Raw genomic sequence first — 951 nt, 5'->3', positions numbered from 1 at the left:
GGCCGACGCTGCCGGGATTGACGACCAGCAAATTGCCGCACTGAACCAAGCGCGGCACATGGGTGTGGCCGCAGAGGACCAGCGAATGCGCCCGGGGGCTCTCGTCGCCGAGCCGCAGGAAAACTTCTTCGGCCGTGGCGGGCCGGATACCCGTCGGATGCGCGTCAGGAAAACCGGGCACCGTGGTTTCCATCCAGTAGATCAAATCGCTGCCGGGCGTTCCGTGGCACAGCAGCACGTCACCGCCCGCCAGCTCCAGGCGCGTGGGCAGCGACCTGATCCACGCCACCTGCGCCGACGTCAGCTGGCCCGCGGTGTAGCCGTCGGTACCGAGTGGGTCGAGATGCTGGCCCTGGTCCAGCAATTCCAGCACCTGCCGCTCGTGGTTGCCGCGGATGGTGGTGAAGTTGCGGGCCATCAGCAGGTCGGCGGTTTCCGCGGGTTGCAACGGGCCGCTCAGGATGTCGCCCAGATTCACGGTCTGGTCAACGCCCTGCCCGGCAATGTCCGCCAGCACGGCCTCAAGTGCCAGCAGGTTACCGTGAATGTCGGAGATGACGGCGAGTTTCATGGCCCTGATTGTGCAATGCCTCAGCTCAGGCTGCGCACCACTTCCATGGCCTCTTCCACGCGCTCGACGGCGTGGATGGTGAGGCCTTCAATCGGTTTCTTGGGCGCGTTGGCCTTGGGCACCACGGCTACGCTAAAACCCAGCTTGGCGGCCTCCTTCAGGCGCTCCTGGCCGCGCGGGGCCGGGCGCACTTCTCCGGCCAGCCCGACCTCGCCAAAGGCGATGAAACCCTTGGGCAGCGGCTTGCCGCGCAAGGACGAGGTGATGGCCAGCATCACGGCCAGGTCGGCTGCCGGCTCGCTGATGCGCACGCCGCCCACGGCGTTGACGAACACGTCCCGGTCCATGCAGGCAAYGCCGGCGTGGCGGTGCAGCACCAC

2 protein-coding genes are annotated in these 951 nt (G+C 67.2%); both read right to left on the bottom strand.

From position 1 onward, the window contains the following. On the bottom strand, positions 1–571 hold a 571-nt coding region (locus tag AC1DWI_RS24485), incomplete at its 3' end, for a metallophosphoesterase family protein (RefSeq protein ID WP_477726087.1). 20 nt (positions 572–591) lie between these two features. After that, the coding region (locus AC1DWI_RS24480; RefSeq protein WP_477726086.1) for a magnesium chelatase domain-containing protein at positions 592–951 on the bottom strand (360 nt) is incomplete at its 5' end.

This window comes from Polaromonas sp. P3_C2 (assembly GCF_056402675.1).
This window is presented reverse-complemented; position numbering and strand designations above follow the sequence as displayed.